This is a genomic window from Streptomyces sp. NPDC030245 (assembly GCF_055572995.1).
This window is the reverse complement of sequence record NZ_JBVICF010000017.1, coordinates 61,024-76,091: the sequence shown is the minus strand read 5'-3', so window position 1 is coordinate 76,091 and position 15,068 is coordinate 61,024. Positions and strand designations below refer to the sequence as shown.

At 72.7% G+C, this 15,068-nt stretch carries 13 protein-coding genes and 2 pseudogenes; 2 read left to right on the top strand and 13 right to left on the bottom strand.

Annotated features, from left to right (window positions below):
• Nucleotides 1-19 precede the first annotated feature (19 nt).
• The 6 genes from ACZ4Z4_RS35345 to ACZ4Z4_RS35320 form a co-directional block, all read right to left on the bottom strand.
• Nucleotides 20-451: a GNAT family N-acetyltransferase gene (locus ACZ4Z4_RS35345; RefSeq protein ID WP_468336895.1), complete on the bottom strand. Its 432-nt coding sequence runs from the start codon at nucleotides 449-451 to the stop codon at nucleotides 20-22.
• Nucleotides 448-1,641: an acyltransferase family protein gene (locus tag ACZ4Z4_RS35340; protein ID WP_468336892.1), complete on the bottom strand. Its 1,194-nt coding sequence runs from the start codon at nucleotides 1,639-1,641 to the stop codon at nucleotides 448-450. The genes ACZ4Z4_RS35345 and ACZ4Z4_RS35340 overlap by 4 nt, the downstream gene beginning before the upstream one ends.
• A gap of 303 nt (nucleotides 1,642-1,944) precedes the next feature.
• Nucleotides 1,945-3,402 carry an argininosuccinate synthase gene (argG, locus tag ACZ4Z4_RS35335; RefSeq protein ID WP_468336889.1) on the bottom strand — a complete coding sequence of 486 codons (1,458 nt, stop codon included), beginning with the start codon at nucleotides 3,400-3,402 and terminating at the stop codon, nucleotides 1,945-1,947.
• A gap of 120 nt (nucleotides 3,403-3,522) precedes the next feature.
• Nucleotides 3,523-3,882 (bottom strand): hypothetical protein, encoded by a 360-nt coding sequence (locus tag ACZ4Z4_RS35330; protein ID WP_468336886.1) that lies wholly within the window; start codon nucleotides 3,880-3,882, stop codon nucleotides 3,523-3,525.
• Between the two features lie 283 nt (nucleotides 3,883-4,165).
• Nucleotides 4,166-4,780: a hypothetical protein gene (locus ACZ4Z4_RS35325; protein ID WP_468337190.1), complete on the bottom strand. Its 615-nt coding sequence runs from the start codon at nucleotides 4,778-4,780 to the stop codon at nucleotides 4,166-4,168.
• Nucleotides 4,781-4,952: 172 nt separating this feature from the next.
• Entirely contained in the window at nucleotides 4,953-5,474 is a 522-nt protein-coding gene (locus tag ACZ4Z4_RS35320; RefSeq protein ID WP_468336883.1) for an HAD domain-containing protein, read from the bottom strand.
• Between the two features lie 160 nt (nucleotides 5,475-5,634).
• Here ACZ4Z4_RS35320 and ACZ4Z4_RS35315 point away from each other — a divergent pair, with 160 nt between their 5' ends.
• Nucleotides 5,635-7,650, top strand: a complete 2,016-nt coding sequence (locus ACZ4Z4_RS35315) for a hypothetical protein (protein WP_468336880.1) — start codon at nucleotides 5,635-5,637, stop codon at nucleotides 7,648-7,650.
• On the opposite strand, the pseudogene ACZ4Z4_RS35310 reads toward ACZ4Z4_RS35315, so the two are convergent.
• The 4 genes and pseudogenes from ACZ4Z4_RS35310 to ACZ4Z4_RS35295 all read right to left on the bottom strand — a co-directional run.
• Nucleotides 7,634-8,947 (bottom strand): annotated as a pseudogene (locus tag ACZ4Z4_RS35310) (MFS transporter); the annotation flags it as partial. The gene ACZ4Z4_RS35315 and the pseudogene ACZ4Z4_RS35310 overlap by 17 nt on opposite strands.
• 78 nt (nucleotides 8,948-9,025) lie before the next feature.
• Nucleotides 9,026-9,385: an ArsR/SmtB family transcription factor gene (locus ACZ4Z4_RS35305; RefSeq protein ID WP_468336878.1), complete on the bottom strand. Its 360-nt coding sequence runs from the start codon at nucleotides 9,383-9,385 to the stop codon at nucleotides 9,026-9,028.
• Nucleotides 9,386-9,389: 4 nt separating this feature from the next.
• A complete protein-coding gene (locus ACZ4Z4_RS35300) occupies nucleotides 9,390-11,012 on the bottom strand; it encodes a tetratricopeptide repeat protein (RefSeq protein ID WP_468336875.1) in 1,623 nt (540 codons plus the stop codon).
• 457 nt (nucleotides 11,013-11,469) lie between these two features.
• Nucleotides 11,470-11,826 (bottom strand): annotated as a pseudogene (locus ACZ4Z4_RS35295) (AfsR family transcriptional regulator); the annotation flags it as partial.
• Here ACZ4Z4_RS35295 and ACZ4Z4_RS35290 point away from each other — a divergent pair.
• Nucleotides 11,728-12,111: a hypothetical protein gene (locus ACZ4Z4_RS35290; RefSeq protein ID WP_468336873.1), complete on the top strand. Its 384-nt coding sequence runs from the start codon at nucleotides 11,728-11,730 to the stop codon at nucleotides 12,109-12,111. The pseudogene ACZ4Z4_RS35295 and the gene ACZ4Z4_RS35290 sit on opposite strands and share 99 nt — an antisense overlap.
• Before the next feature lie 91 nt (nucleotides 12,112-12,202).
• Here the strand turns inward: ACZ4Z4_RS35290 and ACZ4Z4_RS35285 are convergent, their stop codons facing one another.
• The 3 genes from ACZ4Z4_RS35285 to ACZ4Z4_RS35275 form a co-directional block, all read right to left on the bottom strand.
• The gene (locus ACZ4Z4_RS35285; protein ID WP_468336870.1) at nucleotides 12,203-12,409 is read right to left on the bottom strand and encodes a hypothetical protein; all 207 of its coding nucleotides are present in this window, start codon (nucleotides 12,407-12,409) and stop codon (nucleotides 12,203-12,205) included.
• Nucleotides 12,410-12,473: 64 nt separating this feature from the next.
• Entirely contained in the window at nucleotides 12,474-12,986 is a 513-nt protein-coding gene (locus ACZ4Z4_RS35280) for a hypothetical protein (protein ID WP_468336867.1), read from the bottom strand.
• Between the two features lie 265 nt (nucleotides 12,987-13,251).
• On the bottom strand, nucleotides 13,252-14,952 hold the full coding sequence (locus ACZ4Z4_RS35275; protein WP_468336864.1) for a tannase/feruloyl esterase family alpha/beta hydrolase: 1,701 nt from the start codon (nucleotides 14,950-14,952) through the stop codon (nucleotides 13,252-13,254).
• Nucleotides 14,953-15,068: the final 116 nt, after the last annotated feature.

The following is a 15,068-nucleotide window of genomic DNA, read 5'->3' as shown; positions in this document are numbered from 1 at the left end:
ACCCTCGCAGGAGACGCGGTCAGGTTCTGTCCTCCACTTGCCGTTTCCGCCGCCGGAACGCTGTACGCCAAGAGGGTGCGGGCGGAAGCACGCGGGGGTCCATGTGCGGGCACCGCTCCCCCTTCGGCGGGAAGGCGACTCCCGTCTCGTCCTCCATGGCGGCGAAGAAGTGGCGCCCCTCGCACGACTGCCGCGACGTGGACCAGGAGTACTCCGCGCCTGCGGTGAGGGCCGTGTGGACGGCGTGCCGTCCGAGGCCCTGGCCCTGCCAGTGGGTGGCGACGGCGATGTTGCCGATGTGGCCGAGCCTGCACGGGTGGCAGATCTGGTACTCCAGGCTGCCTACTTGGCGGTCGTCCTGGTCCAGCATGGTGACGGCCCGGCGGCCCGCCGGCAGCGTCTCGACGACGTGCTCGAAGTGGATGGCGGGCGGCCGGGCCGGACGACTCACTCGACTCTGCCCTCTCGCCCCGGCTTCTTTATACGCGTCCTGGCGTGGGCCCTTCTGTTCGGCGCACCGGCCCCTGCGGCGAGCGCGGTGGCGTCCTGTTTGAAGGCCCACGTCATCTTCGGCTCCATGGCGAAGCGGAACATCCGCTGTATGGGTGACGTACACAGAAGGGTGATCACGGTTCCGGCGATGAGGGTCACCGTGATCTCACCGAGCGGCCGGTGGATCCAGTCGGCCTCGTACCAGTCCCAGAAGCGGGAGCCCTTGGCGAGGAAGCCGTGCAGGAGGTAGCCGTAGAGCGTGCCGGCGCCCAGGGCCGTGAACCACAGCTTGCGCCCCGGCACCCAGGCGAAGAAGCAGGCGACGAGTACCAGGGAGCAGCCGAAGAGCGCGAGCGTCATGACGGCGCCGGTCCAGCCGGGCGCCGCCAGTTCCTGGGCGCTGTCGCGGCGGTAGAACCACGCCGCGTTCATGCGCGGGGCGGCCCAGTAGGCGAAGGCCAGCGCCGCGGCGAAGACGGGTACGGCCAGGATGCGAGTCTCGCGGCGGCGCACCAGCTGGAAGTGCTCCGGCTTGAGGACGAGGCCGAGGACGAAGAAGGGGAGGAATTGCAGGACGCGTTGCAGGTCGAGGTCGTCGCCGATGTCCGGGGAGACGGAGGCGAGCGCGGCGATGGCCAGCGCGAGCGGCAGCGGCCAGCGCACGATCTGCCAGAGCGGGGTCGTGAGCCGCCAGATGAACAGCGCTGCCAGGAACCAGGTGAGGTACCAGGGGTCGAGCAGGCTGATGGGGTGGCCTGGGTCGCCGTCCGCCCACCGCTTGAAGAGCGTGTACGCGACTTCGAAGATGACGTAGGGCACGGCGATGCCGGTGACCAGGCGTCTGATCCGGTCGGGGCCGGCGTCGAAACTGCGGGAGAAGTAGCCGGAGATGACGATGAACGCCGGCATGTGGAAGGTGTAGACGGTGATGTACAGGGCGGCGGCGGCCCTGCTGTCACCGCGGAGCGGTTCCCACGCGTGCCCCATGGCGACGAGGACGATCGCCAGGTACTTGGCGTTGTCGAAGAACGCGTCGCGCTGCTTGGCGGGCTTCGCCACCCGCCGGGACGCGGTCGGGGCCGTACGCGCGGCCGGGGCGGGCGAAGGGGACGGCGGGTGCTCGATGGGCCGCAGGGGAGGCAGGGGCATCGCATGCCGATGGCGACCCGTCGGCCGTGAGGTCTCAGTCAAGGTGCCTCCCCCAGGGAACCCGGGACTGCGAGATCGCGTCTAACGTCAGATGCGGGTGTTGCGCCGTCGCAGAACATCTCGGGCACCCTAGCGACACTTCTACAGTCGCGTAAAACCCCACTGGTCATGGCCCTCCCCGCCCGGTGCAGGCGTCACGAGTACCCAGAAAGCCAGGCAAAGAACAGGGCCGGCCCGACACCTGAGGTGTCGAACCGGCCCTGTATGCCCGCGATAAGAGGCATCAGCCCCTCACGAGCGAGGTCAGTCCGTGCCGAACTCCATCGCGGCGCGATCCAGCAGCTCGTCATCCGCGGAGACCCGGCCGCGGGAGGCGATGGCCTCGGCGCCGCCCTCCGGCATCTCCGGCATCGTGCCGATCAGGCCCGTCGCGGCGGCCTGCGCGGCGCCGATGGGCGTGCCCGCGGCGGTGCCGATCAGCCCGAGGCCCGCGTACTGCTCCAGCTTGGCGCGCGAGTCGGCGATGTCGAGGTTGCGCATGGTGAGCTGGCCGATCCGGTCCACCGGGCCGAACGCCGAGTCCTCGGTCCGCTCCATGGAGAGCTTGTCCGGGTGGTAGCTGAACGCCGGTCCCGTGGTGTCGAGGATCGAGTAGTCCTCGCCGCGCCGCAGCCGCAGCGTCACCTCTCCGGTGACGGCCGCGCCCACCCAGCGCTGGAGCGACTCGCGCACCATCAGCGCCTGCGGGTCGAGCCAACGGCCCTCGTACATCAGCCGGCCGAGGCGCCGTCCCTCGTTGTGGTACTGGGCGAGGGTGTCCTCGTTGTGGATCGCGTTGACGAGGCGCTCGTACGCGGCGTGCAGCAGGGCCATGCCGGGCGCCTCGTAGATGCCGCGGCTCTTGGCCTCGATGATCCGGTTCTCGATCTGGTCCGACATGCCCATGCCGTGGCGGCCGCCGATGGCGTTGGCCTCCATCACCAGGTCGACGGCGGAGGCGAACTCCTTGCCGTTGATGGTGACCGGGCGGCCCTGGTCGAAGCCGATCGTGACGTCCTCGGCGGCGATCTCGACCTCGGGGTCCCAGAACCGCACGCCCATGATGGGCTCCACGGTCTCCACGCCGGTGTCCAGGTGCTCCAGCGTCTTGGCCTCGTGGGTGGCGCCCCAGATGTTGGCGTCGGTCGAGTACGCCTTCTCCGTACTGTCGCGGTAGGGCAGCTCGTGGGCGAGCAGCCACTCCGACATCTCCTTGCGGCCGCCGAGCTCGGTCACGAAGTCGGCGTCCAGCCAGGGCTTGTAGATCCGCAGCTGCGGGTTGGCCAGCAGGCCGTAGCGGTAGAACCGCTCGATGTCGTTGCCCTTGAAGGTGGAGCCGTCGCCCCAGATCTGCACGTCGTCCTCGAGCATCGCCCGGACCAGGAGGGTGCCCGTGACGGCGCGGCCGAGCGGCGTGGTGTTGAAGTACGCGCGGCCGCCCGAGCGGATGTGGAACGCGCCGCAGGTGAGCGCGGCCAGGCCCTCTTCCACCAGCGCCGCACGGCAGTCGACCAGGCGTGCGATCTCCGCGCCGTAGGTCTTGGCGCGGCCGGGCACCGAGGCGATGTCGGGCTCGTCGTACTGCCCGATGTCGGCCGTGTAGGTGCACGGGACGGCACCCTTGTCGCGCATCCACGCGACCGCGACCGAGGTGTCGAGACCGCCCGAGAAGGCGATGCCGACGCGCTCGCCGGCGGGGAGGGAGGTGAGGACCTTAGACATAGGAAGAGTATGCATCATCGCGCATGGTCATGCAAAGATGGGCGTGGCCGGCCGTCACCGGAGCAGGTGCCCGGGTGCGTAGGCGCGTAGGCGCGCGGGTGCGTGCGTGCGGGGCGGGGGTCAGGCCGCGCCGTCGAACGGCGTGATGCGGCGGTACGCGGCCCGGGCGTACCACACCCGGGCCGTCGCCGTGCCGATGAGGGCGGCGGCCAGCAGGCACGCCACCCAGCCGGGATCCCGGTGCCCGGCCCAGGAGAGCTCTCCGACGGGGTGGGTGGCGAAGACGTTCAGGAGGGCCCAGCACAGCAGGGCCGTGCCCGGCGCCGCGACGAACCTGCCGAGCATGCCGACCAGCGCCGCAAGCACGGACAGCGCTGCGAGGGCGAGGCCGGTGCGGTCGAGCGCGCCGAGCAGGTCGAACGTGATCACCAGCACCAGGGAGCCCGAGCAGGCCGTCGTCCAGACGAACGGTGTACCCATGGGTTCGGGAACGGCTCTTGCCCCCTTGGCGATGTACCGCCACTCCAACACCGTCGATCCCTCCCCACACCGGGCGCCGGACGTGTCACCGGCCCCCGGCCTCTCCCCGGCCGAATCCTCGTACGACGCGACCGTCGCGCCGCACCGGCAAGGAGCGGGGCGGGGGTCACGGTCCGTCGGCCGATTCTCCCACCCCTTTCCGGAAAAGCCGAGGTCGGTCCCGGCGGCCGATGCCGTGCGCGGGGTCCCGCCGGGACCGAGGAGTGGTGGAGATGTCGATAAATCAGTACAGCTTGTTCACGGCCGTGGCGGTCGTGGTCTTGAAGTCGGCGACCTGGGCGTTCGCGAAGTCGCCCATCTGGCCCCACTGCACGAGCGTCACGGTGTTCCCGTCGCGGCCGACGGAGAACATGTTGATGTCGGAGGCTCCCCAGGTGGCGGTGGTGTGGACGCCGTAGACGTGCGCGCCCTCCTCGGCGTTCACCTTGCCGTAGTACTTCTGCTTCGCCGTGATGTCGGGGTACTGCTGCATCACCTTCTTCGCGCAGCCGTCGAGGTTCTTGCGCAGGAGGGCGGCGAAGTCCTTGGCCCGCTGCTCGCTGCGCTCGACCACGGTCACCTGGAGGGCGCCGGTGTCGAGGTCCGTGCGGTAGGCGCGGTGCACGGAGATCGACGGCAGCGCCTCGCCGACGCACATCGGCAGCGGGTCCGGCTGCCCTGCCGTCACCGGGCCCGCGGTCCACGCGGACGAGGAGTGCGGCGGCAGTTCGGACGGCGACAGGAAGCGGGGGGTGGCGGCTGCGGCAGCCGGCACCGTCCCGGCGGCGACGCCGGCCGCCGCCAGCACGGCCCCCATGACGAACATCCCCCTGGTGCCGCGCCTGTTCATCTTCTTCATCTCCACGGTTTGCCCCATCTCACTTGGTCAGAGTGCCTGTTCGGGCGATCGACGCCGCCCTTTGGTCCCACGCCACATACGACCAGCGACCCCACACGCTCGTTGCCCTCCCCGACGTCACAGCTCTGTCCGCCATGTCACCGAACGGCAACAGCCCGCTGCCACAAGGGAGTCACCCCGCACGCAGCCACTCCTCCAGCGCGAGGAAATCCGCGTCCCGGAGGCCGTACCGCGCGTCGACCCGGCACAGCAGGGCTCGCCCGGGGTGACGCGCCGCGACCCAGGCATCATCGACATCGCCGATCTCGTCGTCGACCCACGCGAAGTCCCGGCCCGCCGCCCACTCCACGAGCGTCGGCGTCTTCCAGTGCAGCCCGCCCCGTCCGTCCGCTTCCGACGGCTCCGGCCAGTCCACCAGCGGCAGCCGGGGCAGGCCGAGCCGCGGCGCCACGTACTCGTTCGCGTCCGTCATCCAGGTCGTCGCCCACACCAGGTCGAACGGCAGCCTCAGCAAGCGGGCGCCCAGTCCCGGATCGACCCTTGCCAGCAGCGGATTCGCCCCGGCGTCCCGCGCCGCGGGGGTGACGGGATACGTCGGATAGCCGCCGGGCATTTCTTGCGGCGTGGCGCCGAACGGGATGAGGGGGCCGTCGACGTCCAAAAAGAGGAGGGGGCGCTGTTCCGGGCTGATCACGGGGGCACGTTACCCGTGGGTCCCGGCGGGCGGGAGTGGCGGGCGGGAGGTGCGCCGCGGAGCGGCGGGTCAGGCTGCTCGGCTGTGACCATCGGAGGATTCACTCGTTTGACGTAGGTCAGGACGTCACACCGTCAGCCTTCGGAAGGCCCTTCGATCGATGAGCACTTCGCAACGGCGCCGGGCGAAGGGATCCGAGCCGGTGACCCTCGAGCGTGCCGAGGCCGTCATCGTCGACCAGTACACCCGGCTCGTACGCCTCGCCTATCTCACCCTGCCCAGCGCTCTCAGCCGGCACCGGCGCGTCCTCGCCGCGCATGCCCTCGTGCAGCGGGCGCTGCCCGGCTTCGGGCCGTGGCGGGCGCCGTCGCCGGTGCCGCGGCCGAGGGCGGCCGACCACACCCGGGAGACGGCGTGGATGACCGCTCGTGTGCTGGGCGCGGCGTTGGCACGTGAGCGCCGGCCGCGGGGGTGGCCGAAGCGCCTGCCGCCACCCCGTGCGCTGCGCCCCACGCTGCCGGTCGTCTGGGGCCTGCGGCTGTTTCCCCGCGCCGGTGGTATGGAGGAGATCGCGCTGGCGCAGACCCTCTCCCGGGTCTCCGCGCCCGCTCGCGCCGCGTTCGTGCTGGGCAGCCTGGACGGCCTCGCCCGCTCCGAGGTCGTCGAACTGCTCACGGCCGCCGAGGTGTCCGATCCGGAGGAGGCCGTGCGTGCCGCCTGCCGTGTCGAGGAGGCCGTGGGGGACTCGGCGGCCGCGCTGCTGCGGTCGCAGGAATTCGACGCCTGTTCCGTCCAGACGCGCCCCACCGATCTGCTGCGCCGCAGGCGCCGGTGCCGGCTGGGCTGGTGCGTCGCGGGGATCACCGCGCTCAGCTGCGCGGTGCTGACGACGCTCGACTCCGTGCCCGTGCCGGGAGGCGACCCGTCGCGGCCCCCGGGTGGCCGCCCCGCGATCAGCGCCGACGCGTTGCTGCGCACCTCGCCCGACGTGTGGGCGGACACCTCGCGGGTGGACTTCACCGCGTGGCCGGCCCGCGGTTCCCGCGTCGGCGACCGCGCCCTGCTCACGCGCGCGCTCTCCGCGTGGACCGACCCGCCGCGCGGCACCCGTGTCCGCGCCGCCCGTGCCACGACCACCGAACCGCCGCTCAGGACGACCCAGTTGCTGTACGCCGGTGTCGTGGGCGGAGAGGCGGTCGTGCTGTTCCACGACGGCCGGCGCGTGGTCCGGTACGGCGAGCCGCTCTCCGTGACGGAACCGGCGTCCCTGGATTTCTCCCGCGCCGACGACGCCGACGTCACCACCGCGGCGGCGCTCGCCGTCAGCCGGGCCGGCGGCAGGGCCCGCTATCTCACCGCTCCGTGGATCGCGGAGGCCCGGACACGTGACCTGCTGCGGCCCGACGCGCCCGGCCGCCCGCTCGACGTGTCCGGTGAGGGACTCACCGACGCGGTCGCCGCCCCGTCGGCCGCGGGTCCGTGCGACAGCCTGCCCGTGCTGCAATTGCGGTCCTCCGCAAGGATCGTGGAGAAGCACGCCTTCCTCGTCGCCGACCTCGGCGAGCTCACCCCTGCCCACCTCAGTTACACCCCCTTGCCCGATACCGGGGCGCCGGCCCGTCAGCCGCGTGAGGCCACCAGCGGTACGGCTCTGGCGGCCTGGGCGCGGGGCGCGTGCCACCTCGCCGAGCTGCGGGGCGACGGGGTACGGGCCGTCAATCAGTGGGACTTCGCCGCGCAGGAGCTGCCCGAGGACGGCGGTCGCGCCGTCTGGTCCTGCACGCGCGCGTCGACGTGGCGCGGACCCGGCAGCGTACTGCTCGGGTTCCGCACGCCCTCGGAGTCCGGGCCGTCGCGGGTCGTCGGGCGGGCCGGACCGACCGCCGCGTGCAGCCGGTTCGGCCGGCACGTGGTGGCCGGCACCCGGTGGACGGCGGACTCCGGACACCGGTACGTCCTCGCCGCGGGCAGCCGCGAGGTGACCCGGATCTCCGCGACGTCCGTCAGAGGTGAGGTCGACGCCGAGAAGCGCGGCCGCTTCCTGGCCGTGCGTGCCCCCGAGGACGCCCGGGTGACGGTGCGGGCGCGTCTGGCGGACGGCGGGACGCTGGCCGAGGTGGGCGCCGGCGCGCCCCGGGGGCAGGGGCGGGCCAGCGCGGGTGGCGGGCGTCGATGACGTAGTCGTGCGCGTGCCGCCAGCCGTGCGGTCCGGCGTGGGCGTCGGCGAGGTGGGGGTCGTCGGCCGGCAGGGTCGTGTGCAGGTGGTCGAGGCGGGCCGGGTCCCGGGCCGGCCACAGCAGCGCGGCCACGGTCGCGGCGGCGAGCGCGATGCCGGTGAGCGCCGCGGCGGCCGTCGTCATTCCGGCGGCGGAGGCCAGCCAGCCCGCCAGGGGGTAGGTGAGCAGCCAGCAGCCGTGGGTGAGGGCGAACCGGGCGGCGAACACGGCCGGCAGGTCGGCGGGCGCTGCGGACCGGCGCACCAGCCGCCCCGCCGAGGTCAGGACCATGGAGGAGCCCATGCCGAGCAGGCACCAGGCGATGAGGAGGCCGGTCCAGGACCGCGTGCCGTGCGCGAGGCCGATGGTGGACGACGCGAGGACCGCGCCGAGCACGAAGCCGCCGGGCAGCATCACCGGGCGGTCGCCGAACCGCTCCACGGCGCGCGGCACGAGCAGGGCGGCCACCATGGAACCGGCGCCGAACGCGCCGAGGGCCAGCGACACATCGCCCGCCCCGCGGTGCAGGTGGTCACGTACGAGCACCACGGTGTTGATGACGACCATGGAGCCACCGGCGGCCGCGGCGAGGTCGAGCGCCAGCAGCGCGCGCAGCCGGGGTGTGGCCCAGTGCAGCCGCGTGCCGAACGTCGCCCTGCCGCGGCCGCCGCCGCGCTCGACCGGGAGCGGCGCGGGCAGGACGACCGACATGACCAGTGCGGCGGAGGCGAGAAAGCCGAGGGCGGTGCCCGCGAACAGCCAGTTGTAACTGATCAGCACGAGCAGCCCGGCCGCGAGGACGGGGCTGAGCAGACTCTCCAGTTCGTAGGCGAGCCGGGCGAGGGACAAGGCGCGGAGGTAGTCGCGTTCGGCGGGCAGGATCTCGGGGAGGGTGGCCTGGAAGGTGGGGGTGAAGGCGGCGGACGCGGCCTGGAGCAGGAAGATCAGGACGTACACCTGCCCCACGTGGCCGACGAACGGCAGGACGAGCGCGACGCCGGCCCGGATGCTGTCCATCGCGACCAGCAGGGCCCGGCGGGGCACGCGTTCGGCGAAGGCGCCGATCACCGGGGCGAGACCCACGTAGGCGACCATCTTGATGGCCAGCGCGGTGCCCAGGACCGCGGAGGCGTTCCCGCCCGCGAGGTCGTACGCCAGCAGGCTGAGGGCGACGGTCGCCAGGCCCGTGCCCACCAGGGCCATGACCTGAGCGGTGAACAGACGGCGGTAGACGCGGTTCTGGAGCACTGAGCGCATGGGGGTGCCCCCTGGGTCGGTGGCCCGGACCCCCTCACGGTAGACGACGTGTGCGCACGTGCGCACACGTTTTAGGGATCAGGGGTGCCAGGGTGCCCCGGTGACCTGGTGGTCCGCGTGGTTCAGCGCCTCGGTGACCAGGCGGCGCAGATGGCCGTCGCGCAGGGAATAGACCATGCGGCGGCCGTCCTTGCGGGCCTGGACGAGACCGGCGAGCCGCAGCTTCGCGAGATGCTGGCTGACGGCGGGCCGCGCCGCCTCGCTCACCCTGGCCAGTTCGGTCACGTCCGCCTCTCCCCCGGCCAACAGCCACAGCAGATGCAGCCGGGTCGGGTCGGCGAGCAGCGCGAACACGGTCGTGGCGGTCTCCAACTGTTCCTTGCCCGGACTCTGTTGGTGCCCATGGTGTGCAGGTGAGGATGTGGCGCGCTCCGGCATGGCCTCATCGTAGGGGGGATTCGGACGTGGCGGCTCTGGCGCCGATGCGGTCGTAGATGCGCGCCGCCTTCCGCAGATCGGCCATCGCGCCCTCCAGGTCTCCCATGAGGAACCGGCTGCGCGCCGCACCCTCCAGCGCGGTGGCCTCGTCGAGCGGGCTGCCCGCCCGGCGTGCGAGGTCCAGCGCCGTGCGGTGGGCGGCGAGCCCGTCCGCGGCGCCGCCGGCAGCGGTGCGGAGGGCGCCCACGCTGTTCCAGACCTCCGCCTGGCCCTGGGGGTCGCCGACTTGCTGGAAGAGTGCGAGGGCCTGTTCGTAGAGGTCGGCCGCGGCCGGGTACTCACCGGCCGCGTGATGGGCGCGTCCGAGGTCGTGCAGGGCGTTGCACCGGCCGTGGGCGTTTCCGATCTCCTCGAAGAGGGCCAGTGCGTGCCGGTGGAGTTCGGCGGCTGCCGCGTGGTCGCCGGTCGCGTACCGGACGCGGCCCAGGTTGTTCAGTCCGTTGGCCCGGCCGTGCCGGTCCGCCAGTTCCTCGAAGAGGCGCAGCGCCCGCTCGTGCAGCGCCGCGGCCGCCGCGTAGTCGCCCAGTACGAAGCGGACGCGGCCCAGGTTGTTCAGTCCGTTGGCGCGGCCGTGCCGGTCGCCGAGCTCCTCGAACAGTTCCAGCGCCCGTTCGTGCAGCGACGTGGCCGCGGCGTACTCCCCCACGATGAAGCGGACGCGCCCGAGGTCCTGCAAGGCGTTGGCCTGTCCGTGCCGGTCGCCGAGTTCCTCGTACAGGGTCAGCGCACGCCCGTGGAGATCGGCCGCCTCCTTGTACTCACCCGTCAGGTACCGGACGAAGCCGAGGCTGAGGAGCGTGCCGCTCTGTCCGCGGCGGTCGCCCAAGGCGTCGAAGAGCGCGAGTGCGCGCCCGCTGAGGTCGGCCGAGGCCGTGTAGTCCGCGGTCATGTACCGGACGCGGCCCAGGCCGTGGAGGGCGTTGGCCTGGCCGTGCCGGTCGCCCAGTTCCTCGTACAGGGTCAGCGCGCGCTCGTGGTACGCGGTGGCCGCGGCGTAGTCGTCGGCCGTGGCGCGGACGCGGCCCAGGCCGTGGAGTGCCTGTGCCTGCCCGTGCCGGTCGCCGATCTCCTCGAAGAGGGTCAGCGCGCGCTCGTGGAAAGCGGTCGCCACCGCGAAGTCGCCGGTCGCGTACCGGACGAAGCCGAGTTCGTCGAGGGCGTGGGCCTCGCCGTGCGGGTCCTCTGTCCGGCGGGCCGCCTCGACGGCCCGCTCGTGGAGCGCCACGGCCTGCGCCCAAGGGCCTTCGCGGAGCAGGAAGGGGGCCATGGCCGCGGTCAGGCCGACGACCTGTCCCGGCCGGTCGTGGTCGGCCGCGTGGTCGAGGCAGGCGAGGACGTTGGCCCGCTCGGTCCGCAGCCAGGTCACGGCGCGCGTCGCGTCGGGCAGTCCGGGGGCGCCCGGGCGGCGTGCCGAGATGATGTCCTCGGCCAGTTCGACGGTGTGCCGGTAGTACGCCGTCAGGCGTGCGAGAGCGGCGTCGCGGTCGGCGTCGGCGTCCTCCGCGGCGCAGCGGCGGGCGGCGAACTCCCGGAGGAGGCCGTGGAGGCTGTACCGCCGCGGAGCCATCTCCTCCAGCAGATGGTCGGTGTACAGGGCTTCGAGGCCGTCCCTGGCCCGGGCTTCGGAGATGCCGTCGAGTGCCGCAGCGGCACGCGGGTCGATGTCCGGCCCCGGATGCAGGCCGAGCCCTGCGGAACAGTCGCCTCCTGGCCGGGGGCAGGTCGCGGTAGGAGAGCGTGAAGGCGGCGTCGACCGCGCGCTTGCCCGCGACGAGGTGGACGAGCCGGTCCGCCGTGGCGGTGAACTCGGCGGCGAGGTCGGCGGGCGTCCAGGTGGGCCGGTGGGACAGGCGTCCGGCGAGCAGCACGATGGCCAGGGGCAACCGGCCGCACAACTCCACGATGCGGTCGACCACTTCGGTGTCGGCGGGGTCGTCGGGGGTGCCGTGCGCGGCGCGCTGCGCCAGTCGTCCGAACAGCGTCATCGCCTCGGCGTGGGACAGCGTGCCGAGGGACCAGGGCGTGCCGCCGTCGAGGTCGACCAATCGGCTGCGGCTGGTCACCAGGGTCAGGCAGCTCGGCCCGCCGGGCAGCAGCGACTCGATCTGGTCGCTGTCGGCGGCGTCGTCCAGGACGAGCAGGACACGGCGTCCGGCGAGCCGGTCGCGCCACAGGCCGCTGCGTCCGTCCAGGGAGGTGGGCAGGCTGCGGGGGTCTATGCCCAGTCCGGCGAGGAGCGTGGCGAGCACGTCCAGCGGGTCCGCCGCGGCCTGTCCCGGTGAGTGGGCGCGCAGGTCGACGAAGAACTGCCCATCGGGGAACCGGTCGGCGAGGAGGTGCGCGGCCCTGGTGACCAGGGCCGTCTTGCCGACCCCCGGCATCCCGTCGACGGTGTGGATCCGCGCCTCGCCCGACGTGGTGGCCCCGAGCAGACGCCCGAGCTCCTCGTCACGGCCCGTGAAGCAGAGGGTGTCTCTGCGCAGCCCGTGGATGACGGTGGGCCGCACGGGCGCCGGGGCCTCGTGCACGTGGGTGGTGCGATGGACGTCGCGGCCCGCCTGGGTGGTCTCCCCCGCGCCTTCCGCGGTGGCGTGCTGGCCGATCCGCGGATCCATCTCCCACCCCCACCGGAGAAGCGCACCGGAGAAGCCCTGTTGCCACTGTAGAAGGCGGGAGGGGGCGGCGGGAGCGAACGGCCGGATGCGCCCCTCGGTTCAGGCGCTGCGCGCCGGTTGTCCGCCGGACAAGCGGGCCGTCTCAGCTTTTCATCCTGAGGTGGCCCGCGATGATGTCGCGGGCGACGTCCTTCAGCGGCCGGTCGTGGCGCCAGGCGTAGGCGCGCAACCGCAGCAGGGCCTGGTCGATGGGGAGTTCGAGGTGGACGCTGCGCATGCCGGCCGGCGGCCTGGTGGACCTCGGCGCGGTGGATGTGACGACGCCCAGGCGCAGGGAGGTGGTGATCACGGCGCGGGCCGGGGTGCGGGCGGCTGCGGGGTGAAGGCGGGCCAGCGGGTGTCGGGTACGGCTTTCAGGTCGGGGACGGGGACCGTTTCGCTGGTGCGCAGGGCGTCCCAGGCGGGGCCCTCGCCGAGGGTGTACTGAAGGTCGTCCAGGGCGGGCCGAGGGTGTCGGTCGGGTCGTACCACAGCAGTTCGAGGCTGCCCTGGGCGGAGTGCAGGCTCAGCGTGAGGGAGTGCAGCTCCAACAGTGGCGCGAGCCCCGCCGCCCGTGCGGGGCCGTACAGCTGGGTCAGGGGCATCGGCCGCCGGGTGCGGGAGGCGTCGAGGCAGGGGCCTTCGTTCAGGTCGATCTGGGTCTCCACCAGGTGGCGGGAGCGTTCGTCGGAGGCGGTGACGTAGGTGACCTCGTCGTCGCCGTTCATGGGTTCCAGGACGGTGATGCTGCCGCCGCGCACCGGAAGCAGGGCGCACGCGTGCGCGGTCAGGCCGTGCAGGAGCTCCAGCGGGTCGAAGCCGGGAGGGCGGCGGGCCAGGTCCAGGACGGCGTCGGCGATGGTCAGTTCGCGGTCGGTGGTGGGCATGAGGAGCCTGCCGATCGGCTGGCTCCCGCCCTCGTGAAGGGCAGCGGTCCAAAGGCCCTGTCCGAAAGGCGGGAGGGGGAGATCGGCTTCGAAGCCGGGAGTCACGCCCGCTGACGGGGGGAGCGCTGCTCGCCTCTTTCCCGGGGAGCCCATCCGGGGCCGTGGTGCTGGCCGGTTCCGCCCGGGGATACGGCCCTACGGTACGACCGGCGACCACCCGCCTCGCCGACGCTGCAAACACGAGCTGCCACAGGGGGCTTTCCGGTTACGCCCGGGGTGTTGCCGCGGGTGAGTCGGCGGGCCATGAGCGGTGACGCGGCCGATGGGAGCAGCGGAAGCTGCTCGCGGAGTCGGGGGCGCCGGTGCCGGTGTATTCCGGCCAGGAGGGGTGGGCGCACAAGGGCCGGGTCCGGCCGTGGGCGGTGGGGTTGGCGTCGGTGACGACCGGTCGTGAGGGTGCTGTGCCCTTCTCCGCCCAGTCCTCCAGGGCGCTCAGCGAGTCCCAGCTCGCCGCGAAGGCGGCGTCGATGTTGACGTGGTTGGCGCCGGGGACGAGGTAGAGCCGGGCGAAGTCGTTCGTCGCGTGCTTGCCCATGCGCTGTCGCATGCGCTGGAAGTAGTCGACGGTGGAGCGGTGGCTGACGAGTTCGTCGGCCGTGCCGTGCAGGAGGAGGAGTTTGCCGCCTGCTTCGGCGAACGGGGTGAGGTCGGCGTCGCTCGCGTCCTGGAGCGCGGACAGTTCGCTGACGCGCTGTCGCCAGGCGCCCGGGTGGCGGGGGTCCACGGTCAGCGGGTCGTGCCCGGGGTCGCGGGTGACGAAGTACCGCACCCACTGGTCCCAGAACTGGACGCCGTAGCCGCTGTCCTTCGGCATGGGGTGGCCGGGGGGCCGAGTGCCCATGCCCAGCAGGGGCGTGGTCATGTCGGCGCCGGAGAGGAAGGGGAACCCGGGGTGGCCGGTCTCGCCGCCGGCGAGACGTTGGCCGAAGCGCAGCGGGGAGGACAGGGCCCGTACGGCGTGGATCTGGGCGTCGGACAGACAGTGGTCGGCGGTCTCCAGGCCGTGCGGGCAGCGCAGGGTGCGCGGGTCGAAGCGGCAGCCGCGTTCGTCGGAGATGACGCCGTCGCGCAGCCCGTCGTCGCCGTCGCAGGCCTCGATGACACGGCGGTGGAGCAGACGCTGCTCGGCGGTGTTCAGGAAGGCTCCGGGGCGGGAGAGGACGCGGGCCTCGTGGCCGAAGAACAGGTTGAGGGCGACGGCGTTCCAGGCCGGGTAGACGGCGATGACGCCGTCGAAGTCCGTGGGCCACCGCTGGGCCACGGCCAGTGCTTCGCGGCCGCCGCTCGACCCACCGGCGAAGTAGCTGTGGGTGGGGGCGGCACCCGCGTAGTGGCCGCGCATGATGAAGCGGGCGGCGTCGCTGGTCTTCTTCAGCGCGTCACCGGCGAAGTTGCGTACCGCTTCGTCGTTGACGCCGAAGGACCCGTCCAGCGAAGGGACGGGCTTGAAGTCGGGTGCGGCCTGATGTCCGGAGTCGCCGGCGAAGGTGGCGTATCCGCGGCTCAGTGGCCGGGGCGCGTCCGTCGGGCCGAAGGGGACGTTGCCCGTGATGTCGGGGATGGTGCCGTCGTAGCCTCCGCCGCCGAACATCATCGCCTTGCCGTTCCACCGCTCCGGGAGGGCGACCCGCATCCTGATGTCCGGAGCGTGGGGGTCCACGGAGTGCAGGGTGGCGTCCGCCCGGCAGTAGGGGCCGGTCGCGGTGGTGCCGCTGCCTGTCGCGGGGACCGGGTGCGCCGCGGTCACCTCTCCCCCTCTCGTGGCCAGGCCGATCGCCGAGGCGGGGATCTTGAGGCCGAGCAGGTCATTGCAGGCCGCGGTGGGGGGCGTGGCGGCTGCGGCCGGCGGACAGGTGCCACCGACCAGGGTGAGCGTGAGCCCTGTCGCTGCGACGAACTTTCTCATGGGCGTCTCCATGGGGTGCGCCTGTGACTGCGGGCGCACAGGCTATGGAGTCCGTCACGCGGGAGGGTATGGCCCTGAGCCACACTCGGACGGCCCGCGCGGTGTGTGTCCGACGC